This is a genomic window from Mesorhizobium sp. C395A (assembly GCF_030323205.1).
GTDB lineage: Bacteria > Pseudomonadota > Alphaproteobacteria > Rhizobiales > Rhizobiaceae > Mesorhizobium.
Map to the genome: position 1 here is coordinate 4,806,883 of NZ_CP100473.1, position 24,590 is coordinate 4,831,472.

Sequence of the window (24,590 nt, forward strand, 5' to 3'; positions counted from 1 at the left end):
AAGCATGAGCGGAGAGGCGACGCGAGGCGATCGAGCGGGCAATCTCCCTCCTTGAGGGGGAGATGGCCGGCAGGCCAGAGGGGGTCGGTCCGACCGGGCTCAACCTTGTTGCCTTGTTGCGGCAGATGGAGGCTAGCGCTTCACGCGAGGCGACCCCCTCTGTCGCCTTCGGCGACATCTCCCCCTCGAGGGGGGAGATTAGCGCCAACCTTCACATGCGGCGCCAGCCGCCGGATCGCGGCAATCACCTCGGCGTCTTCAGCAACGTCCAGATCCAGCCGGCAAACGCCAGCACCAGGAACGGATAGCCCGCGGCGGGCAGCGGCGCCGAGGTCGGCAGCAAGGGCGCGCCCCACAGCACCATGGCCACGGTCACGACAAACAGGATGGCGGCGATGAGCCCGGTGAGCCGCATCCAGAGCGCAAAAGTGTTTGCCGCGCCAGTCAGGACGAGCGCCGCTGCCAACAGCGAGATGCCGCCGACATAGGAAGGCACGCTGGCCTCCAGCCCCGCCGCATTGCCGGCCATGATCAAGGTCTCGCCGGCGAGGAAGGTGAGAAACTCGGCCGCGACGCAATCATTGCCCAGCCGCTGGTGACATTGTCCACAGCCGAGTGCCGGCATTAGTTATCCCCTTGCCCTCACCGGCCATTAAATCAAAGATGGCTACGATTCATGGGGGTCGGGTAGGATGGCATCTAATCGAGAGTTATTTGTAAATAGCGTTCGTACAGTACCGGTCGACGGCCTGCACGTTACGCCGACAGTCATCAAATACGGAGCCAAGGGGTTTGTTATTGGGTACGACGCCGTCGAGAGCGATGATACAGATTTTCCGCCAATAGATGACTTCAAAATAGCGCTCGGCGGCGGAGATTATGGAAAGTTGAGCTCGCGGCTTACAGCCGTCTCCAAAGACCTTAAGAGATCTGTAGTCGGTATAGCCCAAGATTTCATGATTTCCGCTCTTTCGTCAGTCGAATCGTGGGCCCTGCACCACTCGATCACCCCACCAAAACACGTTCTAGTGGCTGAACCGCTCGCGCTGGAGGACACGACGCTGCCAGGCGAGTCGTGGATATCAAACTATCGATCGAATATTCGCCGCATCTTACACAAATTCTCGGAGGTTGATTTTCTCCCAGAGCCATTTGCGGTATTTCAGTATTATCGTTACGGGGTGCGTCACCCTTTGATATCGGAAAAGCGCAAGCACGTTGCGCTGGTTTTGGATTTTGGTGGAGGCACTTTCGATGTTTCTGTTATTGAGACCACGGCGCAAGGTGACATTAGCAAAAGTGGTCGAAACCAGCGCCCCTTTGGCGCGAAATCTATAGCCGTAGCGGGCTATTTCATAAACCAGCGTATCGCAGAATATCTACTATTCAAGTCCTCTCCAGAGCATGTTAGAAATAGAGTGGTTCGAAAAGCGCTTGACGCTTATTATTCAAGCCGGCTTGATCCAAATGATCCTACGATAAATCCGGAGATACATACTTTCGTCCGAAATTTTGGCCGGATAGTTCAGGCTGCCGAGAAAGCGAAAATAGCAATCTGTTCCAGTATAATTAATTGGGACCTCTCGGCAAACTTAGGCGCAAAAGTGCCGGTAAGAGTTAGAATACCGATACGGCCGTTCGCCGCCGATCCCGACTACGCGGAGATATCACTTGACGCTGCCGAGCTTAGGGAAATCTTTGAGAAAGAAGTTTGGGTCAAGAAGTTACGATCTGCAATCGTTGACGTAATACGCCGTTCTTCTAGCGATTTGGAAGGAAACCCTATTTCGGTTGTTCTTCTTTCCGGTGGCTCATCTAATATCGGTTGGCTTAAGAAGCTCATAGAGCGAGACCTTGTAGACGATCTCGTTCATGCGGATATCGTGGAACTCTCTGAAAACTTTCAGGAAATCGTTTCGAAAGGCTTGGCCGTCGAATGTGCGAGGCGTTATTACACGGAGGGTGAGGGTGATTTCCAAGCGGTCCTTTATAACAAGCTGTGTCTTCTGCTATCGCCAAATGGTCGCGGGATCGAATTGCGCAAGTTCAAAGTTCTCTCGCCAACCAACTTGATTGAGTCGGGCGAAGACGCTGTACTTCTTCCGTCTGCTAGTAGCCTGCGCGCTCGCTTCAATCAGGAGCTCCGTTGGAAGGTTCGGCTTTCAACCACGCCGAGCCGCCAGCTCGAATATCATTTTATGCGATCCTCCTTCGATCCTAACGACGTCGAAGGCCAACTAAATGTGGTTCAGAAGGTTCTGACTACTCCTAAGGATGCATCGTTCGGACAGGCCATCGACGTGGCTCTAACTGTTCGCGAGGATGGCACTGCGGTGCCAAGGTTCATTTATGGGCGAGGTAATGCGGGGCGCGAGGCTGTCGTAGAGGGTACCCCTTTTTTTCTGGATATGACCTCTGCGATAGGAGATTCTGCCGCTGAGTCGTACATAGGCTTCGATTTTGGAAGTAGCACCTCTTCGTTTTCGTTGGTCTCTCGTGCCGACGTTAACGTCTACAAAGAACGGGATCTAGATCCGAACTGGCGGGAATTGAGCGATCTAGTTCCGATCTTGCCATATCCAATAGCAGCTCGTCTTGCACGTTATTTGGGAGAGACGAACTCCGATAATCTTTTCAAAAGAGGGCGGGCCGTCTTGGAGTCGTCATTGTGCTTTTTAGCATTCTCCGTATACTCATACTATCGCTCTAGGATTGGCCGACAAAATAGCGCGCTACTGAAGAACCTTGCCCATCGATCCGCTGGCCCGCTTTGGGCATTGCTGCGGGAGACGCTAGGAAAGGTACCGCAAGCCGATCGGCGAAACTTGCCAGCGAGCAAGCTTCTGGAGAAACCATACTTTACACTTGTTGACGAAGCTGTAAGTGAAATTCCTAAAGAGAAACACGAAAAAGAAGCAAATGTGGATTTCGGTCGGATATTACGTCCGGTTTGCAATATTGTCTTGGATGGGCTTCGAAACGTCTTATTCGGATATTTTGAGGAGGTTAATCAGCGGGCTTTCTCTGCTGAGTATGAGGGAGTGTTTCGAAATCTCAGAGGAGCCAACGAGCCGTTTGTCGACCTTTACAACTATCGCGGGGGCCTATCCTTCTCCAAAGACCAAATTCTTTTGATTGACGCGGGATCTGGAACAGCATTGGACATGAGCCCGCTGTATATCTGGGGCCTCAACTCATTTTCGGGCGACGGCAAACCGCCAGATCTATATATGTTTGATAGCGTTAAGGCGGAGAACTATGCCTTCAACGCTGTCCAAGAGCGGCCGGAAATTATTGTAAGCGCCGATGGCAACCTAGCTGCGCTTTGGGCGCTGGTGAAGGGCTGCCGGTCACAAGATAAAGAATCTAGGATAAGTCATGGCCTACAAATGACGAAGCGTTGATGCAATTAAGGATCAATCGCCCATCTTCAGCGCCTGGATAAACGCCTCCTGCGGGATATCCACCTTGCCGAACTGCCGCATCCGCTTCTTGCCCTCCTTCTGCTTGTCGAGCAGCTTGCGCTTGCGGGACACGTCGCCGCCGTAGCATTTGGCGGTGACGTCCTTGCGTAGCGCCGAGATGGTTTCGCGGGCGATGACCTTGCCGCCGATGGCGGCCTGGATAGGGATCTTGAACAGATGGTTCGGGATCAGCTCCTTCAGCTTCTCGCACATCTGGCGGCCGCGCTTTTCCGCCGCCGTGCGGTGGACCAGCATGGACAGCGCGTCGACCGGCTCCTCATTGACCAGGATCGACATCTTCACCAAATCGCCTTCCTTGTAGTCGGTCAGATGATAGTCGAACGAAGCGTAGCCCTTGGAGATCGACTTCAGCCGGTCATAAAAGTCGAACACGACTTCGTTGAGCGGCAAATCGTAAATCAGCATGGCGCGCTTGCCGACATAGGACAGGTCGGCCTGGATGCCGCGCCGGTCCTGGCAGAGCTTCAATATGCCGCCGAGATAGTCGTCCGGCGTCAGGATCGTGGCGCGAATCCACGGCTCCTCGATCGCTGAGATTTTCACCACGTCGGGCATGTCGGCCGGGTTGTGCAGTTCCTTCATCGAGCCGTCGGTGAGCAGCAGCCGGTAGACGACGGAGGGCGCGGTGGCGATCAGGTCGAGGTTGAACTCGCGCTCCAGCCGCTCCTGGATGATCTCGAGGTGCAGCAGGCCAAGGAAACCGCAGCGATAGCCGAAGCCGAGCGCCGCACTTGTTTCCATTTCGTAGGAAAAGCTGGCATCGTTGAGGCGCAGTTTGCCGACAGCGGCGCGCAGATCCTCGAAATCGGCGGCGTCGACCGGGAACAGGCCGCAAAACACCACCGGCTGCGCCGGCTTGAAGCCGGGCAGCGCATGCGCCGTCTGGCGCTTGTCCTCGGTGATGGTGTCGCCGACGCGTGTGTCGGCCACTTCCTTGATCGAGCCGGTGAAGAAGCCGAACTCGCCGGGGCCGAGCTCGTCGACATTGATACGGGCGGGCGTGAACACGCCGGTGCGCTCGACCAGATGTTTTGCGCCGGTGCCCATCATGCGGATGGTCGCGCCCTTTTTCAAAACGCCGTCGATGATGCGCACCAGCACGATGACGCCGAGATAGGCGTCGTACCAGGAGTCGACCAGCATGGCCTTCAGGGGTGCTGACGCATCGCCCTCGCGCGGGGGCGGCAACTGGTGGACGATGGCTTCGAGCACATCGGGAATGCCGAGACCGGTCTTGGCCGAGATCAGCACGGCGTTGGAGGCATCGATGCCGATGACCTCCTCGACCTGCTCGCGGATGCGCTCGGGCTCGGCGGCCGGCAGGTCGACCTTGTTCAGCACCACGACGATCTCGTGATTGTTGTCGATGGCCTGGTAGACATTGGCCAGCGTCTGCGCCTCGACGCCTTGCGAGGCGTCGACGACCAGCAGCGAACCCTCGCAGGCGGCGAGCGAGCGCGACACTTCATAGGCGAAGTCGACATGGCCGGGCGTGTCGATCAGGTTGAGGATATAGTCCTCGCCATTGTTGGCGCGGTATTTCAGCCGCACCGTCTGCGCCTTGATGGTGATGCCGCGCTCGCGCTCGATGTCCATCGAGTCCAGCACCTGCTCCTTCATGTCGCGCAGCTCCAGCCCGCCGGTGGACTGGATCAGCCGGTCGGCAAGCGTGGATTTGCCATGGTCGATATGGGCGACGATGGAGAAATTGCGGATGTGGTCGAGAGGCGTGCTCATGATGGGGCGGCTTTAGCAGGGGCGGGTTGCAGGGGCAAGCGGGGTGGCGGTGCCCTTGCCTTCTCCCCTTGTGGGAGAAGGTGGATCGGCGCGCAGCGCCGAGACGGATGAGGGGTGTTCCAGCTTGACGCCGGCGTTCTTTCACCGCCATGGCTGCAAACTGACATCCCTTACATAAGCGATTATCGTGGTGCAGACGCTGTCCATGTCTTTCAGGACATCGTCGTTCCAAAAGCGCAACACACGAAAGCCTCTCGCCTCCAGTTCCGTTCTACGGGCCTGGTCTGACTCTGAGTCCGCATGCTGACTCCCATCGATCTCGATGATGAGGAGTGATTTAAGACAAGCGAAATCGGCGACGTATTTTCCAACAGGAACTTGGCGCCGAAATTTGATCCGATCGAGCCTGCGGTCACGTAGTTCGTGCCACAGTTTGTCTTCCGCCTCCGTCATTTCACGTCGGAGCGAACGGGCAAAGTTTCGTTTGGCAGGAGCGACGGGCTGATGTGGCATGACGTTAGATTAACCAACGTCTCACTCCGCTGGAACACCCCTCATCCGTCTCGGCGCTTCGCGCCGATCCACCTTCTCCCACAAGGGGAGAAGGCAACGACGCCTTCCGCCCCCAATCACGAAGCGGTGAACCATGTAACGAAGCCTCGGGCAGCGGCGAAGTGTGGCATGAACCCGCCGCAACGGAGACCCCCGATGACTGGACTTAACCCAAAACGCGCCGGCATGCTGGCTGCCGCAGGTGCGGCGCTGATGATGCTTGGCGGCACCGCCTTCGCCCAGCCGCTCACCGTGGTCGAATTGTTCACCAGCCAGGGCTGTTCGTCCTGCCCGCCGGCCAATGCCAATCTGATCAAGGTCAAGGACGAGCCGGGCGTTCTGGCGCTGTCGTTCAACGTTACCTACTGGGACTATCTCGGCTGGAAGGACATTTTCGGCCGCGAGGAGTTCACCCAGCGCCAGGTGCGCTATGAGCCGTCGCTCGGCCGTTCCGGCCCGTTCACGCCGCAGGTGGTGGTCAATGGCGGTGCCGATGCGGTGGGCGCAGCATCAGGCGAGATCGAGCAGCTGATTTCCGCGAGCGGTCATACGAACGGGCCGACGCTGTCGCTCGACGGCGGCAAGATCAGCATCGGCGCTGGTTCCGCGCCGGCCGGCCGCGCCGATGTCTGGCTGGTCCGCTACAACAAGGGCGTCGTCGAAGTGCCGGTGGCGCGCGGCGAGAACACCGGCCGCACGCTGCCGCATGCCAATGTCGTGCACTCGCTGGAGAAACTCGGCAGCTGGAGCGGCGACGCCACCACACTGCCGCTGCCGGCGGCAAGCGGCGGGCTGAGCACCGCGGTGCTGGTGCAGTCGCCGGGTGGTGGGCCGATCCTGGCTGCAGCCGCCGACTGATTCTTTTTCTACGCAACGCCGCTAGCGCGGCATAACCGGGCTCGCATCCGCGCGCCCTCTTCAAGGAGGAAATACCATCATGACCAAGACCCTGACCGCGCTCGCCCTTGCGCTTTCGATGACCGGCTTCGCCGCCGGCGCCCGTGCCGACGAAGCGACCAACGCCATGAAGCCGGCGATGGCCACCGATGCGATGAAGCCCGTGACCGATGCCATGGCGCCGGCGACCGGTGCCATGAAGCCCGCCGACCCAATGGCGACGAATGCAATGAAACCCGCCACCGACGCCATGAAGCCGGTTGATGCGATGAAGCCCGCAACGGATGCGATGAAGCCGGCGGACGCCATGGCGCCCGCGCAATAAGGCTTGGTCCCATGGCCCGGCCGCACAATGGCCGGGCCGGCGCACGGCAATTTGAGAAACCAGGCGGGACGTTCTGTCGTATAGTCTTCGCCACCATCAAGGAGATCAGACATGACCGGCATTGCAAGGACGAGAACGCCGATCTTCAAGAGCGCGCTTGCCGCGCTCATCGTCGCCGCCGCCGCGGCCGCCTTCTGGCAGAGCCCGGCGCGCTCGGCCGAGGACGCGGTGGTGATCCCGCCGCCGGCAGTGGACGAGAAGGCCGCCAGCGGCAGCGAGAAGGCTATCTTCGCCGGCGGCTGCTTCTGGGGCGTGCAGGGCGTGTTCCAGCACGTCAAGGGCGTGACCAAGGCCGTCTCCGGCTACACCGGCGGCGCCAAGGATGACGCCGTCTACGAAACGGTGGGCAGCGGCCGCACCGGCCACGCCGAATCGGTCGAGATCACCTACGATCCGTCCAAGGTGACCTACGGCCAGCTGCTGCAGGTCTATTTCTCGGTCGCCCACAACCCGACGCAGTTGAACTTCCAGGGCCCGGACTCGGGCACCCAGTACCGCTCGACCATCTTTGCCGAGAATGGCGAGCAGCAGAAGATCGCCCAGAGCTACATCGCCCAGCTCGACCAGGCCAAGGTGTTTTCAAAACCCATTGTCACCACGCTGGAGACGGGCAAAACCTTCTATCCCGCCGAGGAATATCACCAGGACTTTTTGACGCTGAACCCGACCTACCCCTACATCGTCTACAACGACCTGCCCAAGGTGGCGAATTTGAAGTCGCTGTTCCCGGGGTTGTACAGCGAGAAGCCGGTGCTGGTGCTGGCGGGGAAGAGCTGAGGGGCGATAGGACTTGGCCGGACGCAGAGAGCGGCGACGCCCTACCTGAGACGCCAGCGGGACAGCACCCCCCTCTGCCCTTCCGGGCATCTCCTCCTCAAGGGGGGAGATTGGCAGCGTCGCTGACGGTGCTCATCTTGCAAGGTTGGCGAAGGCCGCAGTGAGAGCTGATCTCCCCCCTTGAGGGTGAGATGGCCGGCAGGCCAGAGGGGGGTGCCTCGCGCAAACCGCGATTAGAGAGCCCTTCAATCATACGTCAGATCCGTCGCCTTGCCCCCGAACACCCGATACGCATAGAACGAATAGAAAATAATCACCGGTAGCACGACCACCGTGCCGGCGAGGATGATGGCCAGGCTTTCCGTCGCCGACGCCGCCTGCCAGATGGTCAGCCTGTCGGGCACCACGAAGGGATAGAACGACCAGGCAAGCCCGGCAAAGCCGAGCGCGAAGATGGCGGCGAGCGTCAGGAACGGCCGCAGCGCGTGGCGATCGTCGGGCTTCGGTAGGTGGAAGGTCTGCCGCCACAGCCACAGGAACAGCAGCGCCGACAGGATCGGCAGCGGCGACAGATAGAGCATTTCGGGCCAGACGAACCATTTGGCGAAGATGCGCGGACTGGCGAATGGGGTCGCCAGCGACACCGCCGCCATGCCGAGCGCGGTCAGCACCAGGGCCGTGCGCAGCCAGGCCACCGCCTTGCTCTGCAATTCGCCCTCGGTCTTGTAGATGACCCAGGCCGCGCCCATCGCTGCATAGGCCGCCGACAGGCAGAGCGCCACCAGCGCGCCGAAAGCGATACCGCCAAAACCGACATCGAGGCCAAGCACATAGACGCCGAGCATATAGCCTTGCGCCAGCGAGGCGATGACGGAACCGAGGAAGAAAATGCGGTTCCAGCGATGCTTCTTGCCGGCGGGCACCTTGGCGCGGAAATCGAAGGCGACGCCGCGCAGGATGAGGCCGACCAAAAGCACGAAGACGGGAATGTAGAGCGCGGTGAGGATGACGCCATGCGCCAGCGGGAAGGCGACCAGGAGCAGGCCGACGGCCAGCACCAGCCAGGTCTCGTTGGCATCCCAGAACGGGCCTATTGCCGCGATCATGGTGTCCTGCTCGGCATCTTCGGCGACCGAGAACAGGATGCCGATGCCGAGATCGAAACCGTCGAGAATGACGTAGATCAGGATGGCGAGGCCCATCAGGCCGGCGAAGATCAGGGGCAGCGCGGTTGGCCAGTCGAAGCTCATCGGTCTGTCATCCCTCTCATCAACGGTTCTGCCCTTCGCTATGGCTCCGGGCGTTCGTCATTCGAAAAGCCAAATCGTTGGCTTTTCGTCCGCTACGCGGACCATTCCTCACTCCGCTGCGGCCGGTTGCGACATCGCCGTCTTCATGACGCCCGGCAGCGGCGAGGTGTCGCCGTCCTTGGCCGCCTTCAGCGCCAGGTGCACCAGCACGCCGAGATAGGCGATCAACAGCAGCACATAGAGGATGAGATAGATGGCGAGCGTCAGCGCGACATGGCTGCCGGCGACTGGGCCGATAGCGTCGGCGGTTTTCAGCACGCCGGTGACCAGCCAGGGCTGGCGGCCGATTTCGGTGGTGTACCAGCCGGCCAGCGTCGCCAGCCAGCCGGAGAGCGCCATCGGCACCATCAGCATGGCCAGCGGCCTCGGCAGGCTGTGGCGGCGCTTGAGGAAGAAGGTCGCCGACCACGAGACGATGAGCATCAAAATGCCGGTGCCGACCATGATGCGGAAGCCCCAGAACACCGGGAAGACCGGCGGATGCAGGCCGGGATAGTCGTTGAGCCCCGGCACGATACCGCTGGTGGAATGGCGCAGCACCAGGCTGGCGCCGTCGGGAATGGCGATCTCCAATTTGTTTTTCTTCGCCGCCTCGTCGGGCAGCGCAAACAGCACCAGCGGCACGTTGGGGCCGGTGTTCCAGTTCGCCTCCATGGCCGCGATCTTCTGCGGCTGGTGCTCCAGCGTATTCAGCCCGTGCTGGTCGCCGGCGAAGATCTGGATCGGGATCAGGATGGCGGCGGTGAAGACGCCGGTGCGCAGCGCCTTCCACATCGATTCCGACCGGTCGCCGGTGAGGTAGCGCAGCGCCGACAGGCCGGCGATCAGGAACGACACCGTCAGGCCGGAGGCGAGCAGCATATGCGTCAGACGGTAGGGCATGGACGGGTTGAAGACGATCGCCCACCAGTCGACGGGATGCGCCTTGCCGTCGATCATCTCGAAGCCGGCCGGCGTCTGCATCCACGAGTTCAGCGCAATGATCCAGAAGGCCGACAGCGTGGTGCCGCCGGCGACCAATACCGTCGCCAGCGTGTGGACGCGGTTGGAGACGCGGCGGAAGCCGAACAGCATGATGCCGAGGAAGGCCGCTTCGAGGAAGAAGGCGGTGAGGATCTCGTAGGCAAGCAGCGGCCCGGCGATGTTGCCTACATGCTCCATATAGCCCGGCCAGTTGGTGCCGAACTGGAAGCTCATGGTGACGCCCGAGACCACGCCCATGGCGAAGGACAGCGCGAACACCTTCACCCAGGTGAAATAAGCGCGCATCCAGGCGGAATCATTGGTGGCGTTGTAGCGGAGCTTGAAGAACAGCAGCACCCAGCCAAGCGCAATCGTGATGGTCGGAAACAGGATGTGGAACGAGATATTCGCCCCGAACTGCATTCGCGACAGGATGAGCGGGTCCATGCGGGCTCCGGCTGCTGTTTGTTGGCGAGAATAGGCGGCGGATGCGGTCCGGTCAAAGCGGCTTGTCGTCACGCGGGGCGCGTTGTCGCAGCAGATCGTATCAAACCGTCAGCGCCTCGACACCCCCATGACGAAACGGCAAAAGGGGAACGTTTGTCCACAATTGTCAGCAGCGGCATTGACTTCCGAGCCTGCGCACCGACATTCAGCGCAATAATAATCCCCGCCTCTTTCAAACAGTCGTTTTCGGCCTCATGTCTTCCACGAATTTGCCTTCCATCATTTCGATTGCCGGGGTCACCAAGACCTACGCCACCGGCTTCAAGGCGCTGAAGGAAATCAACCTCGACATCGAACGCGGCGAGATTTTCGCGCTGCTGGGGCCGAACGGCGCCGGCAAGACGACGCTGATCTCGATCGTCTGCGGCATCGTCAACCGTTCGTCGGGAACGGTGACCGTCGACAGCCATGATATCAACCGAGACTACCGCGCGGCGCGCAGCCTGATCGGGCTGGTGCCGCAGGAGCTGACCATCGATGCGTTCGAGAGCGTCTGGGCAACCGTCACCTACAGCCGCGGCCTGTTTGGCAAGGCGCCCAATCCGGGCTTCGTCGAAAAGGTGCTGCGCGACCTGTCGTTATGGGACAAGAAGGACGCCAAGGCGATCACGCTGTCGGGCGGCATGAAGCGGCGGCTGATGATTGCAAAGGCGCTCTCGCATGAGCCGCGCATCCTGTTCCTCGACGAACCCACGGCCGGCGTCGACGTCGAACTGCGCCAGGACATGTGGGCGATGGTGCGACAGCTGCGCGACGACGGCGTCACCATCATCCTCACCACGCACTATATCGAAGAGGCCGAGGCGATGGCCGACCGTGTCGGCGTCATCAACCGCGGCGAGATCATCCTGGTCGAGGGCAAGGCCGAACTGATGCGCAAGCTCGGCCGCAAGCGCCTGATCGTGGAATTGCGCAACCCGCTCCCCGCCATTCCCGATGCATTTTCGCACTACGCGTTGGAGCTGTCGGGCGATGGCACACAGCTGACCTACACCTATGACAATCAGAGCGAACGCCCCGGCGTCGCATCGCTGCTGCGCGAACTCGAGACGGCCGGCATCCAGTTCCGCGACATGGACACGCAAAACAGCTCGCTCGAGGAGATCTTCGTCAATCTTTTGAGGCAAGAGCCATGAATTGGCGAGCAGTATGGGCGATCTACCGGGTCGAGATGGCGCGTGCGTTCCGCACCGTGCTGCAGAGCATCGTCTCGCCCGTGATCTCGACATCGCTTTATTTCGTCGTCTTCGGCTCGGCCATCGGCTCGCGCATCACCGAGATCGACGGCATCAGCTACGGCGCCTTCATCGTGCCGGGGCTGATCATGCTCTCACTGTTGACGCAGTCGATCTCCAACGCCTCCTTTGCCATCTATTTCCCGAAATTCGTCGGCTCCATCTACGAGCTCTTGTCGGCGCCGGTGTCGTATCTGGAGATCGTCATCGCCTATGTCGGCGGCGCCGCGACCAAGTCGATCATCCTCGGCCTGATCATCCTGGCGACGGCCTCGCTGTTCGTGCCGCTCACCATCCAGCATCCGTTCTGGATGCTGGCCTTCCTTGTCTTGACGGCGGTGACCTTCAGCTTGTTCGGCTTCATCATCGGCATCTGGGCGAAAAGCTTCGAGCAATTGCAGCTGGTCCCGCTGTTGATCATCACGCCGCTAACCTTCCTCGGCGGCAGCTTCTATTCGATCAACATGCTGCCCGAGACCTGGCGCACGGTGACGCTGTTCAACCCGGTCGTCTACCTGATCAGCGGTTTCCGCTGGAGCTTTTACGGCAAGTCCGATGTCTCGGTCGCCGTCAGCCTGGGCATGACGATGGTGTTCCTCGCCATCTGCATCGCCATCGTCGCCTGGATCTTCCGCACCGGCTACCGGCTGCGCAACTGACCCTGCCGCTCTAAAGCGCGTCGCGTTTTCTTGCTAGATCGCCTTGATGAGGCGCAGCAACCCCAGCATCTCGATCAGCCTGCCTTGGCGGAAGGCGATGTAGGTCGGTTCCTCGATGCCGTGGAAGCGGCGCTTGAACGCCGCCTGGCCCTTGAGGTTGAACTTGCTGCGGTTGACCCAGGGCGACTCATAGGCCCGCTCGAAGGCGTTGCGCCAGAAGCTCGATTCGGCAAAGCCGTTGGCTCCGACGTCGAGCATCGGCGACAGGCCGAGCGTGACGACAGAAATGCCCTCATTGCGAAACCGGTCGACGGCGAATTTGGTCAGCCCGATTTCGGCATGCGGCGAGGCATCGATGTGCTTGCGCTTGAACGAGGTGGTGTAGCCGATCACCTTGCCGCCACTGAACATCGGATCGAAATCGAGCAGGGCGACGAGCTCGCCTTCCGGGCTGTAGAGCACGAAACGGCGCATATCGATGCCGAGATGATCGGCAAAGGGCCGGTTGAGGAACGCCATCTCCCAGCGCTTGACGATGCGGTCGGCCCGCCAGTTCTGCGACAGGCGCTGGACCTCGTCGAGATAGACCGCTCCTTCGCCAAAGGAAAACCCCTTCTTCAAGAGCCAGCGTTCGGAATAGCGCACGGTTTCGTTGCGCTTGCCGGAAAAATCGTGAGCCGGCAGCTGCAGCCGCGTGTCGACGCCGAGACGGTTGACCTGGTAGCCGAGCCCGGCCAGAACGCGCGCCGTCGGTTCGCCGATCTGCACGAACCACGGGCTGTCGGCGGCTTCGACAAAGCGCCTGATATAGTCGGGCCGATCAGCCGGATGGGCCACCGGGTCACCGAGCGCGAAATGGTGCTTCATCTTGGTGCCGAAGGCGATGTAGCCGTCGGCGTCGCCGAAATAGGACAGTTTTTGCTGCACGGCGGTCGAATAGGCCAGCGAGAAGTCGCCGTGCTGGCGGACAAGCGCCAGCCGCTCGACATGCGAAAAATCCTGGCGCGGCACCTTGGCTGCGGCGCCCTCCAGCAGTCTGTCGAGAAAGATACGCAAGGAGGGCATGGTCGAGCTTCCGCGTGCCGATGATAAACAGAGGCTTGCCCCCAAGGCCTCGAATCAGTCGCATTGACGCGACCTCATTATCGATCATATCGCCCCTGTGCCATATGGGACGTGCCATATAGGACGGGTCCCCATGGCGCACCTAAAAGGAAATCTCGACCGAATGGCGGCTACGACAAGCGAAACGATGCCTATCGTCCTGGGGCCGAAAGGACCCGACTATACGGTTATCGTCATCGGCGCCGGAGCGGCGGGGCTGGCGGCCGCCGACGCACTTGGCCGGCGCGGCGTGCGGGTCGTCGTGCTTGAAAAGGAGCCGCGGATCGCCGAACCGTGGCGAGGGCGGCACGAGAAGCTGACCCTCAACACGCATCGCGCGCTATCGGCCCTGCCCGGCCTTGCCTATCCGCCACGCACCGCCGCCTTTCCGAACAAGGATGCCATCGTCGGTTATCTCGAGGATTTTGCCCGCGCGCGCGGCATAAGGGTCGAATTCGGCACCGCCGTCGAGCGGATCGAACGCAGAGGCAATGGCTGGCTCGTCCATACGGGCCGGGAAACGCTGAGCGCCCGCAATGTCATCGTCGCCACCGGCCGCGACCGCTTGCCATGGACGCCGGACTGGCAAGGCAAGGCGACTTTCACCGGCAAACTTGTCCACGCTGCCGATTTCGGCACAGCGCAGGACTATGTGGGCAAAAGCGTGCTGGTGGTCGGGGCCGGAAATTCCGGCTTCGACGTGCTCAACCACCTCGCCCGTGCCGACACCAAGGCCATCTGGTTGTCAGCCAGGCAGGGTCCGTCGCTGATGCCGAAACGGATCGGCAAGGTCGCCGTGGCGCGCTTCGGCGGTTTCATGGCGATGCTGCCGACGTGGATTGCCGATGCCGCGATTGCCGCGACGCAGCGGCTGGTGTTCGGCGACCTCACCCGCTTCGGCCTGCCGCCGGCGCCGAAGGGCGGCGCCAGCCGGCTCGGCGTCGAGCAGATCGCTATTGCCGTTGACGACGGCGCCGTCGCAGCGCTGAAGGCCGGACGGATTTCGGTGGTGGCGCCGGTGGCGGCTTTCGAAGGCGCCGGCGTGCGGCTGAACGACGGCACGGTGCTCGAGCCGGATGTAGTGATCGCGGCAACCGGCTATCGCACCGGCCTGGAGGCCATGCTGGGCGATCTCGGCGTGCTCGACGCCAAGGGCGTGCCGAAGGCCAATGGCGGCACCCCGAGCGGCCAGCCCGGCCTGTGGTTCATCGGCATGCGGCCAAGCCTGACCAGCTATTTTCACAGCGCCGGCCTGCAGGCCGAAGCAATTGCCCGTCAGATCGCCAAGGAGTTGTAGACGAGCGCTTCTGGACGGAGAACCACCGCGCACTTCGGGCTGCTGCTGTGGCGGGGACTGGTGGTTCAACGCATCTGCAAGATGGATCGAATATCCTGGCGATTGGCTGAAACGCCGATCCCGTCGTCTTCCACGGGCGAAGCAAGGAGCGTAGCGACGCGGCGCAGACCCGAGGATCCATGCCGTGACTTCTGAGCTACGCTGCGTTGCAGGTTCTGCTCCGCTGCTTCCGCGGCCAAGGTCCCGGCATGGATCCCTGGGTCTCCGCGACGGAGCTTCGCTCCTGCTTCGCCCAAGGATGACGAAGTTGAGATGCTTGCGGCCAACCTCCAAAGCAGGCGCTTGAACTCGTTCATTGCCTGGTTATATAACATATTATGGTTATTCCGCAGGCGGACCACCCATGGAAGACATCATTCGATCCCTTGGCTACCTCACCCTAGGCAGCAGGCTGAAGCGTATCGGCGAGCAGTTGCAGGCCGATACGCAGCGCATGCTCGATGGGCTGGAGGTGCCGGTGCAGTCCAGCCAGTATCCTCTGCTGGCCGCGCTCGACCGGCTCGGGCCGCTGCCTGTCGGCGAGCTGGCGCAGTCACTGGGGATCACCCAGCCGGGGGTGACGCGCAGCGTGGCGCTGCTGGCCGAGTTGGGGCTGGTCGAGGCCGCGCCATCGAACGACGACCAGCGCCGCAGGATGATCTCGCTGACCGCGAAGGGCCAGCGCCTGGTCGATAAGGCGAAGAGGGACGTTTGGCCGCGCATCGAGAACGCCGTTGCCGACTTGTGCAAAGGCCTTGCAGGGCCGCTTCTCGAACAACTCTCGGCAATAGAGGACGGCCTGGCCGCGGCCCCGCTCGACCGTCATGTGAAACAGGATGTCGCGCCATGAGCCATGTCCTCGATCGTCCGGTCTGGAGCGCGCTCGACACGCGGCATCGGATCTTTGCGTATGGCGACAGGCTCGCCAGGCGCTATCCCTCCTCGATCGTCCCCTTCGCGGCTTCCGGGGCAGACGACGCTGAGAGCCTGCAGGCGCTCGCAAGCCTCATTCCTGCAGGTGAGAGCGTGTTCATGCTCCAGGCGGACCCCATTGCCTTGCCGCCGGAACTGACCGCGACCGTGACCGCCTTCGGCGTTCAGATGGCTGCCGAGGCGCCATTGCCTTCCGTGTCGGACGAGCGTGTACAGCAGCTGACGCAGGACGACGCGGCCGAGATGCTTGCTTTGGCGTCACTGACCAAGCCCGGCCCGTTCACGCTCAAGGCGCTGAGCCTCGGCGAGTTCTGGGGCGTGAAGATCGACGGCCGGCTGGCGGCGATGGCCGGCGAGCGCATGAAGCAGCCCGGCTACAGCGAACTCAGCGGCGTCTGCTCGCATCCCGAATTTCGCGGCAGCGGCCTCGGCCGGCTGCTGTCGGTGTTCGTGGCCAACCGAATTTTTGCGCGCGGCGAAGTTCCCTACCTGCATGCCTATGCCAGCAATGCCAACGCGGTTGGGTTGTACGAATCCATCGGCTTCAGGCTGCGGGCAGAGATGAATGTGGCCGTCGTGCAGCGCGCCGGCTAGAGCGTTTCACCGTGTCACGGAAACGGCGAACCGCTCCTAGGCCTTTATTTTTACGCAATTCCGGACGGAAAACCGCTTCACACTTTTCCTGGAATTGCTCCAGGCCGCCTTGCGGGCCTCAGGCTGATTTCGGCTCCAACCTGCGGAAACCCACGGTTTCCATAAGCATATCTTCCTCGACCATGCCGGCATTGTGCAGCGCAAGCAGGTTCAGCGCGATCTCCCGCGCCTCCGCCGAATCGGGATGCACGTCGCGCCTGCGGCAGGCTTCGTCGAACACGCGTTGCAGCCTGGCGATGTCGTCGGGTTTCAGCAGGCCACGGTCATAGACGGACTTTGGCATGGCACTCTCCTCCAGAAGAGGTAGGGCGCCATGTTTAAATGTCCATTCTTTTCCGGGGCTTGGGTGGGCAGCTGCCTGGGTTTGCGTTAATCCGGCCCGAGCGTTGCAATCAGACCGCGATCGTGCTGCCATTCATTCAGCCACCTCTCGTCATCGTCGGGCCTGTCTCGCCGCAGTCTGCTTGACGTGTCGGCGCGCTTGCGAAACAAGGGCTGCCACAAACGACAGCGAGGCACAAAAGTGAGTTTCTGGGGACTGGCGCAGCTCGTCGTTTCGACGGTGATCTTCCTGCTGGCGGCAATCGCGGCCAAGCAATGGGGGCTGGCGCCAAGCCTTGGCAAGATCGTGCTGACACTGGCGCTCTATACGGCGGGCAATCTGATGATGCTGCGGCTGGTTCGTGAGTTCGGCATGTCGGTGTCGTTCAGCCTGTCGGCGGTGATCCAGCTGGTGGCGGTCAATGTGGTGGCGCTGGTGTTCTTCGGCGAACGCGTCAATGCCTTGCAGGCGACCGGCATCGTGCTGGCCATCGCGGCGGTGGTGCTGATCTCGCTCGGGCCTTACCTGCAGGGGCGACTGTAATCCGATGAAGACCCCGAGTGCGTTCACCAACTGGCTTGAATTTCCGGTGCTGCTGGCCGGGCTGGTGATAGCCGCCGGGCTGTGGGGCTTCGAGGAACTGATGGAGGTGGCGCGGGCCACCACGCCGCACGCTTTCGATACTGAGATCCTGCTCGCTTTCCGAAAAGTGGGTCAGCCGGATGTTCCCGTCGGCCCGGCATGGCTGGAAGGCGCGATGCGCGACATCACCAGCCTCGGCAGCTCCAGCGTGCTGGTGCTGATCGTAACGGCGGTGATCGTCTACCTCCTGCTGATCCGCAGGCCGAGGACGGCGCTGCTGATCTTTGTCGCGGTGGCCGGCGGGCAGCTGCTGTCGACCTTGCTCAAGGCCGGCGTCGACCGGCCGCGCCCCGATCTTGTCTCGCACCTGGCCAACGAGACGTCGCTGTCGTTTCCCAGCGGCCACGCCATGCTGTCGGCGGTGACCTATCTCACGCTGGGCTCGCTGGCAGCGCGCTTCCTGCCGGGACGAACGACGAAAATCTATGTCCTCAGCCTGGCGGTGCTGGTAACGCTGCTGGTCGGCGTCAGCCGCGTCTATCTCGGCGTCCACTGGCCTTCCGACGTGCTGGCGGGATGGTGCGCCGGCTTCACCTGGGCGACGCTGTGCTGGCTGGCGGCGCGAATGCTGCAGCGGAACAAGGCGGTGGCCGATGGCAACGAGCCCGAAAACTGACGATCCGGAGCGACATTCAAATCAGCCGGTTGATCAGCCCGTGTCCGCAGCCTGCCAGCAGAAAAACCGCCGACAGCAAGGCTGCCGACGTCGTCAAGGTCCTGAAAATCTTCAACTGATATTTCCCCGCCAATAAGAGCCAAGGCGGTTAACGTAGCATGCTCATCCCGTATCCCGCCATCCGGCTTTGTGGAGAGATCATGTTTCATGTATGCTTTATGATGGTTGAAACATCACTATGATTGTATTACACGTCGTCTCCGCAGACTCAGACGGGGGTTCCGACCGATGATCACTGCCGCGCAGATGCGCGCCGCGAGGGCGCTGGCCGGCATCGATCAGAAGACGCTCGCCGAGCGTGCCGGCGTTTCGCTTCCGACAATCCAGCGCATGGAAGCGAGTGACGGCGTGGTCAGGGGTGTGGTCGATACGCTGATGAAGGTTATCCAGGCTCTCGACGAGGCCGGGGTGGAGCTCATCGGCGAGAACCAAACCAGCGAGCGCGGCGGCCGGGGCGTGCGCCTCAAGCCGGTCGCGCCGCCGAACCCGCAAGGCTGAGCCGGCATATAGTCGCGACGGCGACCGCCGACAGTCCTGCCGACGATCCCGCCGCCTTCACGCAAGCGGAAGGCAGGTCCATGGATCAGATCCGGCGGGCAGTGCATCAACCGGCCCAGAAGTCGGCAAAGCCGACATTTTCAGAGCTGTTCACGCCCAAGCTGGTGACGGTCTGGCGCGAAGGTTACCGCCTGCCGCAGTTCAAGGCCGACTTCATGGCCGGGCTGACCGTCGCCATTGTCGCGTTGCCGCTGTCGATGGCGATTGCGATTGCTTCGGGCGTGACGCCGGAGCGCGGCCTGTTCACGGCCATTGTCGGCGGCTTCATCGTCTCGGCGCTTGGCGGCAGCCGCTTCCAGATCGGCGGCCCGGCCGGCGCCTTCATCGTGCTGGTGGCGGCGACGGTGCAGCGCGAAGGCGTCGACGGGCTGCTGCTGGCGACGATGATGGCCGGCATCTTCCTGCTCGCCATCGGCTATCTCCGGCTCGGAACCTATATCAAATTCATCCCTTACCCGGTGACGGTCGGCTTCACCGCCGGCATCTCGATCATCATCTTCTCCGGCCAGATCGTCGAACTGTTCGGGCTGAGGCTTGCCGGGCCGGAGCCCGGGCCGCTGCTGCCGAAACTGATGGCGATCGGCCACGCGGCCGGCACGCTCAACATCTCGGCGACGCTGGTGGCGGCGCTGACCATCGCCACCATCGTGGGAGTGAAGCGCTGGCGGCCCGGCTGGCCGGGCATGCTGATCGCCGTCGGACTGGCCTCCCTTGTCGTGGCGCTGCTTTCGCTGCCGGCGGAAACGATCGGCACCCGCTATGGCGGCATTCCGCGCAGCCTGCAATTTCCGGCGCTGCCGGCGCTCAGCCTCGACAAGGCGCTTGCGGTGCTGCCGGATGCGGTGGCTTTTGCGCTGCTCGGCGCGATCGAATCGCTGCTCTCGGCCGTGGTCGCCGATGGCATGACCGGGCGGCGTCACCGTTCCAATTGCGAACTGGTGGCGCAAGGCTTTGCCAACATCGCGTCTGCCCTGTTCGGCGGCATCTGCACCACCGGCACCATCGCCCGCACCGCCACCAATGTGCGGGCCGGCGCGCATGGGCCGGTTTCCGGCATGCTGCATTCGCTTTTTCTGCTGGTCTTCATGCTGGTGGCCGCACCGCTGGCCAGCTACATCCCGCTTGCCGCCCTTGCCGGGGTGCTGGCGGTTGTCTGCTGGAACATGTTCGAGAAGCAGGCCTTCGCCACGTTGCTGCGCGCTTCGCGCGGCGATGCCCTGGTGCTGATGGCAACCTTCCTGATCGTCATCTTCCGCGACCTCACCGAAGGCATCGTCGTCGGCTTCGCGCTAGGCTCGATCCTGTTCATCGACCGTATGGCCAAGTCGATCGCCGTGGAGGCGGATTTGCCGCTGGTGCAGGACGATGTCGCCGACAGCAGCGGCCGCGCCTACGATGCAAGCGAGGCAAGCGACGCCGACACCGTCGTCTATCGCATCTCCGGCGCCTTCTTCTTCGGCGCCGCCTCTACTGTCGGCACGGTGCTCGACCGCATCGCCGACCAGCGCAAGAACTTCATCCTCGATTGTTCGGCGGTGCCCTTCTTCGATTCCACCGCGGCCAATGTCATCGAGGGCGCGGCGCACAAGGCGAAACGCGCCGGCGTGCGTTTCATCATCGCCGGCGCCTCGCCGCAGACACGGCGCATGCTGATCAACCACGGCGTCAAGCGGCCGCTGGTGACCTTTGCCGCTTCGATCAAGGATGCGCGGGCGCAACTCAAAGCCGCGCCCGTTGGCTGAGCCGGCAAATGTGCGCCGTCAGTCCAGGCTCAGCACCACGATCTCGCCCTCGTTCATCAGCGGCACGAAAATCCGCGTGCCGTCTGTGCCGATATCGGCGCTGCCCGGCTTGAACTGCTCTACAGCCTCCGGCGCCTCGCCGACTTTGTACCGATAGAGCGTGCCGGTCATGAAGGCGGTGGCGTAGATGCTGTCGCCGATGGCGACGACGCCATCGAGGTCGGCAAAGTTTTGTGCGCTAGGCAGCGGCGTCACGGCTTTCGTCGCGAGATCGACCGACAGCAGGCCGCCGGGCGCGGCAGTGCTGAAGTCCGGCTTGATGCCCTTGCCCCAGGACGCCACGATCAGCCGACCTCCATCGGCAAAGATGCCGTTGGGTGCGGCGAGCTTCGCATCCTTCACGAAAAGTTCCGGCCTGTCGCCGTCAATGCGGTAGATCGCATCGGCAAGCATGTCGGTGACATAAACCTTGCCCGATGAGTCCGATGTCACGTCGTTGAGGAAAACGGCGCCGGGCACATCGATGGTCGAGACGAGCTTGCCGCTGGCGAGATCGACGATGCGCACCTTGGTGACATCGGCGACGTAGAGCTTGCCGCCGGAGATCGCCGAGCCTTTTGGTGCATCCATGCCGTCGGTCCAGTGCTGGCTAATGATCTTGCCGTCCAGCGACAGCACCGAGAGATAGCCGTTGCCGTCGGCCTCCCCGGGATTGCCGACGATGTTGGAGACGATGATGCGATTGTTGGCGGCGTCGAACAGCGCCGATTCCGGTTGCTCGAAGCCCGAGGCGCGCCAGAGTTCGGCGGCCTCGGCCGCAGGTGCGAGCGCGATAGCGAAGGCGGCGACGCAAATCGAGGTGATGAGGGTTTTCATGGCCAGGTCTCCTGTGGTGGATGGCGGAGAGCTAGGAGTTTCGATACTTTTCCGGAAGGGCGATTCGAGCTAGTATCGGAAACCGATACGAAATGGCGCAAAAGAGGTGCATCCCATGAACGGCCTGATCTTCGAGGCGCTGAAGCGGACGCTGAAGGCCAAGGGCGTCACCTATCGTGAGCTTGCCGGGCGGATGGGCGTTTCCGAGCCGACGGTCAAGCGCATCTTCCACGAGCGCAACTGCAAGCTCGACCGTCTCGTCGGGATCTGCGCTGCCGCCGGCGTCGAGCTGGAAAACGTGCTGGGGTCGATGAATCGGGGGCCGGGACCGGTCAACCGTATCGCGCCAGAGGTCGAGCGCAAGCTTGCCGGACGGCCGGCGCTGCTGTTCATCTTCGTCATGCTATCGGAGAAATTCACGCCCGAGGGCGTCATGCGCTCGCAGGGCTTGAGCGAAGCGTCGATGTTCCTCTATCTGCGCGATCTCGAAGCGCTCGGCCTCATTGCGCTGGGCAGCGGGTTGTCGGCACGGCTGCTGGTCGACACACCGATCCAGTGGAATTTCGAAGGGCCGCTCAGGCCGCTGTTCGAGATGACAAACAAGAATTTCATCGGCTGGGCGATCACCCATCTGGAGCGGGAAGCGACCTTCGTCTCATTCTCCAGGCGGATGCGGCCGGAGACGGCGGAGATGGTGAAGCGCGAGGCGGAGGAACTGGCCGAGCGCGCCAAACTGCTCGCCCATCACGACCAGAACACGACGCCGGAAGACGGGCTGACCGGCTACAAATGGACGTTTGCTTTTGGCGCAACCCCGTTTCCGGCGATCATGCCGATCGGCCCGCACCCCAGGGATGCCGGCCGCGTTTCAAAAACGAAACCATGATAGAGTTCGCGCGCTGATTTGCCAGACTGTACGGGGCGGGTTTGCCGAATGCGTGACCGTCCCCGCAAAATCGAAGTGATCCTATGCCGACCGCGCCAACACTTGAACTTCGCCGCTATTCGCGCCTGAAAAATTTGCGGGAGCGGGCAGAACGCCAGGGTGCTGCATTGCAGTTCTGGGCGCGCACGGCATCGCTCGCCGTGATCTCCTGCTTCTTTTCCTTGATCAGCCGCTGGGATGCCTCGCTGCTCTTCGTGCTGGCGGGCCTCGCGCTGTTCCAACTCGTCGGCCTGATCCAGTTTCGCTTTGCGCGCCGTCGCAACGCGCCATGGTGGATCGGTTACCTCGTCGGTACGCTGGACATCATTCTGTTGACCGTTCTGCTGGTAACGCCCAACCCGTTTTCCCTCGAGGTCGCGCCGGCCGCGATGCAACTGCGCGAGGGCAGCTTCAAATTCCTGCTGATTTTCGTATGCCTTGGCGCGCTGACCCTTTCGACGCGATTGGCGCTCTATCTCGGCGCGCTCGCGGCCTTGACGTGGACGATCGGGGTGGGATGGGTGGTTTTTCATGCGGGAACCGTCATTCCGGCAACGAACCTCTATTCGCTGCCGCTGACAGAGCGACTGAATCTCTATCTCAACCCCAATTTCGTCGATACGTTCGCGCAGGCGACCAATGTGTTGGTTGTGCTGATTATCGGCGCGATCATGGCGCTGGTCGTCTCTCGTTCCCGACATCTGTCGGAAGACTATGTCAAGGCGGAGCGCGCCCGCGCCAATCTCGCCCGGCATTTTTCGCCCAATGTCGTCGACCAGCTCGCCACGGATGACGAGCCCTTCGGCCCGGTCCGCCGGCAGGATATCGCGGTGCTGTTCGCCGACATCGTCGGCTTCACACACTATTCCGAGGATCATCCGGCCGAAGCAGTGTTCGAACTACTGCGTCAGTTCCACCGTCGCATGGAGCAGGTCGTTTTCGACCACCATGGCACCGTCGACAACTATATCGGCGATTGCATCATGGCGACCTTCGGGGTTCCGCAAGCCAGCCATGACGACGCAACCCGGGCCATCCGGTGCGCTGAAGCGATGATCGCCGCTATCGAAGACTGGAATGTCCAGCGTGTGTCCAGAGGATATCCGCCGCTGGACGTTCGGATCGGTGCACAATATGGCGCCGTCGTCCTCGGCGCGGTCGGCAGCGAGCGCAACCTGTCCTTCGCGGTGGTGGGCGACACCGTCAACGTCGCCAGCCGTTTGCAGGCGCTCTGCCGTGAGCTTCAGGCGAATATTTGCTTTGGGTCACGACTGATCGAGGCCGCGAAGGCGGAATCGCTCGGGACACAGCTGAATGCGCGCGATCATGGACCGGTTAGCATCCGCGGCCGGGACGAACCGGTCCATATCTGGGTCGAACACAGAGCCGAAAACCAGGGCGCCATTGCGGTTTCGGCGTGATGCCGGCCGCCATGTGAGACGCCTGCACCTCATGACTCAGGCCGAAGCCATCACGTGTCTGAGGCGATTGCGCCAGCCTTCGCGGCTGCGGCGTCGGTGCCTGCCTTGTCCTCCCAGGTCACCGCCCGGTAGTCGAAACCATATTCCAGCGTCGGTTTGACGATGCGGAAGAATGGCGACAGGTCGAAGTCGCGCGGCGTGTAGAGCGAGTAGTGGCGGATGTGCAGGATTTCGCGGCGCGAATAGTTCGACTGCGCCGAGGCGCGCCCGGGCGCGCGGGTGATCTCGGGCAGGATCGGATAGCGGATCTCGCCATAGGCTTCGGCGATCAGGGTCGAGCAGATGGCGCGCGTCGGGTCGCCGGAGCCGAAAGCCAGCATGCGGCGGCGCCAGCGCACCGGCACCGGTGGCGTCGGCAGGAAAAAGCGCAGCATGTCGAAAATGTTCTTGAGATCGTATTTCAGGCCGAGCTTGCCGATCATGAAGGCGACGACATGGTCGCGGTCTTCCGGGGTCAGCCCGCTCGCCCGGCAGATACGGGTATTGTAGGTGCGGTAGCGCGACAGCGGCACGGCGACACAGCCTTCGCCGAGCGTGACTTCGATCAGCCGACGCCGTTCCGATCCGTCCTCCGGCTCGGACAAGGCATCGCCGATATAGAAAGCCGCATGCGACCAGGTCGACTGTGTCAGGTATTTGATTGCCGCCGAGATCTTCTGGTTGCCTTCGATGAGCAGGATGTCGCCGGGCTCGAGCGTGCGCCGCAACGTCTCGGCGTCGGACGGCGTGTAGGGCTCATAGCCGGAGGATTCGTCCTGCAGCCGGCCGGCAAGCCAGCGGCCAAGGCGGTCGAGAAGCGTGTCGCGCGGCGCGGTCATGGCAAAGTGTGACTAG

24 protein-coding genes are annotated in these 24,590 nt (G+C 62.0%); 15 read left to right on the forward strand and 9 right to left on the reverse strand.

Annotated features, from left to right (window positions below; all coding sequences use genetic code 11):
- Nucleotides 1–244: 244 nt before the first annotated feature.
- Nucleotides 245–625 (reverse strand): hypothetical protein, encoded by a 381-nt coding sequence (locus NLY37_RS23440; protein ID WP_023741360.1) that lies wholly within the window; start codon nt 623–625, stop codon nt 245–247.
- 67 nt (nt 626–692) lie between these two features.
- On the opposite strand from NLY37_RS23440, the gene NLY37_RS23445 reads away from it, so the two are divergent.
- Entirely contained in the window at nt 693–3,404 is a 2,712-nt protein-coding gene (locus NLY37_RS23445) for an Hsp70 family protein (RefSeq protein WP_156933911.1), read from the forward strand.
- A 12-nt stretch (nt 3,405–3,416) separates the two neighbouring features.
- Here NLY37_RS23445 and lepA read toward each other — a convergent pair whose 3' ends face one another.
- Both lepA and NLY37_RS23455 read right to left on the reverse strand, forming a co-directional pair.
- Complete coding sequence (gene lepA, locus NLY37_RS23450; protein ID WP_023687530.1) at nt 3,417–5,222, reverse strand: translation elongation factor 4; 1,806 nt, start codon at nt 5,220–5,222, stop codon at nt 3,417–3,419.
- Between the two features lie 141 nt (nt 5,223–5,363).
- The gene (locus NLY37_RS23455) at nt 5,364–5,735 is read right to left on the reverse strand and encodes an endonuclease domain-containing protein (RefSeq protein ID WP_023741357.1); all 372 of its coding nucleotides are present in this window, start codon (nt 5,733–5,735) and stop codon (nt 5,364–5,366) included.
- Nucleotides 5,736–5,930: 195 nt separating this feature from the next.
- Between NLY37_RS23455 and NLY37_RS23460 the strand changes: the two genes are divergently transcribed.
- The 3 genes from NLY37_RS23460 (at nt 5,931) to msrA (ending at nt 7,833) form a co-directional block, all read left to right on the forward strand.
- The gene (locus NLY37_RS23460) at nt 5,931–6,632 is read left to right on the forward strand and encodes a DUF1223 domain-containing protein (RefSeq protein WP_023741356.1); all 702 of its coding nucleotides are present in this window, start codon (nt 5,931–5,933) and stop codon (nt 6,630–6,632) included.
- 79 nt (nt 6,633–6,711) lie between these two features.
- Nucleotides 6,712–6,996 (forward strand): hypothetical protein, encoded by a 285-nt coding sequence (locus NLY37_RS23465; protein ID WP_023681258.1) that lies wholly within the window; start codon nt 6,712–6,714, stop codon nt 6,994–6,996.
- Between the two features lie 111 nt (nt 6,997–7,107).
- Nucleotides 7,108–7,833, forward strand: a complete 726-nt coding sequence (msrA, locus tag NLY37_RS23470; protein ID WP_023741355.1) for a peptide-methionine (S)-S-oxide reductase MsrA — start codon at nt 7,108–7,110, stop codon at nt 7,831–7,833.
- Nucleotides 7,834–8,078: 245 nt separating this feature from the next.
- Here msrA and NLY37_RS23475 read toward each other — a convergent pair whose 3' ends face one another.
- Entirely contained in the window at nt 8,079–9,083 is a 1,005-nt protein-coding gene (locus NLY37_RS23475; protein WP_023714440.1) for a cytochrome d ubiquinol oxidase subunit II, read from the reverse strand.
- A gap of 108 nt (nt 9,084–9,191) precedes the next feature.
- Complete coding sequence (locus tag NLY37_RS23480; protein WP_023741354.1) at nt 9,192–10,553, reverse strand: cytochrome ubiquinol oxidase subunit I; 1,362 nt, start codon at nt 10,551–10,553, stop codon at nt 9,192–9,194.
- A 269-nt stretch (nt 10,554–10,822) separates the two neighbouring features.
- Between NLY37_RS23480 and NLY37_RS23485 the strand changes: the two genes are divergently transcribed.
- On the forward strand, nt 10,823–11,749 hold the full coding sequence (locus NLY37_RS23485; protein WP_023741353.1) for an ABC transporter ATP-binding protein: 927 nt from the start codon (nt 10,823–10,825) through the stop codon (nt 11,747–11,749).
- The gene (locus tag NLY37_RS23490; protein WP_023681263.1) at nt 11,746–12,507 is read left to right on the forward strand and encodes an ABC transporter permease; all 762 of its coding nucleotides are present in this window, start codon (nt 11,746–11,748) and stop codon (nt 12,505–12,507) included. The genes NLY37_RS23485 and NLY37_RS23490 overlap by 4 nt, the downstream gene beginning before the upstream one ends.
- A 33-nt stretch (nt 12,508–12,540) precedes the next feature.
- On the opposite strand, the gene NLY37_RS23495 is transcribed toward NLY37_RS23490, so the two are convergent.
- On the reverse strand, nt 12,541–13,572 hold the full coding sequence (locus NLY37_RS23495) for a phosphatidylglycerol lysyltransferase domain-containing protein (protein ID WP_023696073.1): 1,032 nt from the start codon (nt 13,570–13,572) through the stop codon (nt 12,541–12,543).
- A 163-nt stretch (nt 13,573–13,735) separates the two neighbouring features.
- Here NLY37_RS23495 and NLY37_RS23500 point away from each other — a divergent pair, with 163 nt between their 5' ends.
- The 3 genes from NLY37_RS23500 (at nt 13,736) to NLY37_RS23510 (ending at nt 16,474) form a co-directional block, all read left to right on the forward strand.
- Nucleotides 13,736–14,908 (forward strand): flavin-containing monooxygenase, encoded by a 1,173-nt coding sequence (locus NLY37_RS23500; protein WP_023741352.1) that lies wholly within the window; start codon nt 13,736–13,738, stop codon nt 14,906–14,908.
- A gap of 403 nt (nt 14,909–15,311) precedes the next feature.
- Nucleotides 15,312–15,797 (forward strand): MarR family winged helix-turn-helix transcriptional regulator, encoded by a 486-nt coding sequence (locus NLY37_RS23505; RefSeq protein WP_023741350.1) that lies wholly within the window; start codon nt 15,312–15,314, stop codon nt 15,795–15,797.
- On the forward strand, nt 15,794–16,474 hold the full coding sequence (locus tag NLY37_RS23510) for a GNAT family N-acetyltransferase (protein ID WP_023741349.1): 681 nt from the start codon (nt 15,794–15,796) through the stop codon (nt 16,472–16,474). Before NLY37_RS23505 ends, NLY37_RS23510 begins: the two co-directional genes overlap by 4 nt.
- Nucleotides 16,475–16,592: 118 nt before the next feature.
- Here the strand turns inward: NLY37_RS23510 and NLY37_RS23515 are convergent, their stop codons facing one another.
- Complete coding sequence (locus tag NLY37_RS23515) at nt 16,593–16,817, reverse strand: hypothetical protein (RefSeq protein WP_023673272.1); 225 nt, start codon at nt 16,815–16,817, stop codon at nt 16,593–16,595.
- 240 nt (nt 16,818–17,057) lie between these two features.
- On the opposite strand from NLY37_RS23515, the gene NLY37_RS23520 reads away from it, so the two are divergent.
- From NLY37_RS23520 to NLY37_RS23535, 4 genes are all read left to right on the forward strand, one after another.
- Complete coding sequence (locus NLY37_RS23520) at nt 17,058–17,399, forward strand: hypothetical protein (RefSeq protein ID WP_023673273.1); 342 nt, start codon at nt 17,058–17,060, stop codon at nt 17,397–17,399.
- Nucleotides 17,400–17,403: 4 nt separating this feature from the next.
- Nucleotides 17,404–18,114 carry a phosphatase PAP2 family protein gene (locus NLY37_RS23525; RefSeq protein WP_023741348.1) on the forward strand — a complete coding sequence of 237 codons (711 nt, stop codon included), beginning with the start codon at nt 17,404–17,406 and terminating at the stop codon, nt 18,112–18,114.
- Nucleotides 18,115–18,402: 288 nt separating this feature from the next.
- The gene (locus NLY37_RS23530; protein WP_023673276.1) at nt 18,403–18,672 is read left to right on the forward strand and encodes a helix-turn-helix domain-containing protein; all 270 of its coding nucleotides are present in this window, start codon (nt 18,403–18,405) and stop codon (nt 18,670–18,672) included.
- Between the two features lie 80 nt (nt 18,673–18,752).
- The gene (locus NLY37_RS23535) at nt 18,753–20,474 is read left to right on the forward strand and encodes a SulP family inorganic anion transporter (protein ID WP_023741347.1); all 1,722 of its coding nucleotides are present in this window, start codon (nt 18,753–18,755) and stop codon (nt 20,472–20,474) included.
- A gap of 18 nt (nt 20,475–20,492) precedes the next feature.
- Here the strand turns inward: NLY37_RS23535 and NLY37_RS23540 are convergent, their stop codons facing one another.
- On the reverse strand, nt 20,493–21,350 hold the full coding sequence (locus NLY37_RS23540; RefSeq protein ID WP_023741346.1) for an SMP-30/gluconolactonase/LRE family protein: 858 nt from the start codon (nt 21,348–21,350) through the stop codon (nt 20,493–20,495).
- Between the two features lie 115 nt (nt 21,351–21,465).
- Here NLY37_RS23540 and NLY37_RS23545 point away from each other — a divergent pair, with 115 nt between their 5' ends.
- Nucleotides 21,466–22,236, forward strand: coding sequence for a helix-turn-helix domain-containing protein (locus tag NLY37_RS23545; RefSeq protein WP_023741345.1), 771 nt, complete (start codon nt 21,466–21,468; stop codon nt 22,234–22,236).
- 83 nt (nt 22,237–22,319) lie between these two features.
- Nucleotides 22,320–23,696, forward strand: coding sequence for an adenylate/guanylate cyclase domain-containing protein (locus NLY37_RS23550; RefSeq protein WP_023741344.1), 1,377 nt, complete (start codon nt 22,320–22,322; stop codon nt 23,694–23,696).
- Between the two features lie 50 nt (nt 23,697–23,746).
- Here the strand turns inward: NLY37_RS23550 and NLY37_RS23555 are convergent, their stop codons facing one another.
- Nucleotides 23,747–24,574 (reverse strand): C40 family peptidase, encoded by an 828-nt coding sequence (locus tag NLY37_RS23555; protein ID WP_023741343.1) that lies wholly within the window; start codon nt 24,572–24,574, stop codon nt 23,747–23,749.
- Nucleotides 24,575–24,590 lie beyond the last annotated feature (16 nt).